At 51.5% G+C, this 1,232-nt stretch carries 1 protein-coding gene; it reads left to right on the top strand.

Annotated features, from left to right (window positions below; all coding sequences use genetic code 11):
• The first annotated feature begins 65 nt into the window (after positions 1-65).
• Positions 66-1,213, top strand: a protein-coding gene (locus tag NWP14_RS27725) for an IS3 family transposase (protein WP_115191619.1) whose coding sequence is annotated in 2 segments (ribosomal slippage) — positions 66-303 and positions 303-1,213 — 1,149 coding nt in all. Because the reading frame shifts where the segments join, the coding sequence is not laid out codon by codon here.
• The last annotated feature ends 19 nt before the right edge of the window (positions 1,214-1,232 follow it).

Below are 1,232 nucleotides of genomic sequence, written 5' to 3'. Positions count from 1 at the left end.
TTTGAATCGCCACGGGTTTAACAGACACCTCAGAGTCATTTAAGATGGCTTAAAGAGAGGTGCCCATGAGCGGTAAGCGTTATCCCGAAGAGTTTAAAACTGAAGCAGTCAAACAGGTTGTTGATCGCGGTTATTCTGTTGCCAGCGTTGCAACACGTCTCGATATCACCACCCACAGCCTTTACGCCTGGATAAAGAAGTACGGTCCGGATTCTTCCGCTAATAAAGAACAGTCAGATGCTCAGGCCGAGATCCGCCGTCTCCAGAAAGAGCTGAAGCGGGTTACCGACGAACGGGACATATTAAAAAAAGCCGCGGCGTACTTCGCAAAGCTGTCCGACTGAGGTACGCCTTTATCCGTGACAACTCCTGTTGCTGGCCTGTTCGCCTGCTCTGTCGGGTGCTGGATGTTCATCCCAGTGGTTTTTACGCCTGGCTTCAGCAGCCGCATTCACAACGCCATCAGGCAGACCTGAGACTGACAGGACAGATTAAACAGTTCTGGCTGGAATCGGGATGCGTCTATGGTTATCGCAAAATCCATCTGGATCTGCGGGACAGCGGGCAACAGTGCGGAGTGAACAGAGTCTGGCGACTGATGAAACGTGTCGGGATAAAGGCTCAGGTCGGATACCGGAGCCCGCGGGCACGTAAAGGCGAGGCCAGTATCGTGTCGCCCAACAGGCTCCAGCGACAGTTCAATCCGGATGCTCCGGATAAGCGTTGGGTAACGGACATAACCTACATCAGGACCCGCGAAGGCTGGCTGTATCTTGCCGTGGTTGTTGATCTGTTCTCACGCAAAATTATCGGCTGGTCCATGCAATCCCGGATGACAAAGGACATTGTCCTGAACGCACTGCTGATGGCTGTATGGCGCCGTAATCCCCAAAAACAGGTGCTGGTTCATTCGGATCAGGGCAGTCAGTACACAAGCCATGAGTGGCAGTCGTTCCTGAAATCACACGGCCTGGAGGGCAGCATGAGCCGTCGCGGTAACTGCCATGATAATGCGGTTGCAGAAAGCTTTTTCCAGTTGTTGAAACGCGAACGGATAAAGAAAAAGATCTACGGAACGCGGGAAGAAGCCCGCAGCGATATTTTTGATTACATCGAAATGTTTTATAACAGTAAGCGTCGGCATGGTTCCAGCGATCAGATGTCACCGACAGAATATGAAAACCAGTATTATCAACGGCTAGGAAGTGTCTAGATTATCCGTGGCGATTCAG

It is taken from the genome of Klebsiella sp. C349492 (assembly GCF_042055345.1).
Classification (GTDB): Bacteria; Pseudomonadota; Gammaproteobacteria; order Enterobacterales; family Enterobacteriaceae; genus Klebsiella; species Klebsiella scottii.
The sequence above is the reverse complement of the archived record's forward strand: the minus strand, read 5'-3'. Positions and strand labels throughout refer to the sequence as shown.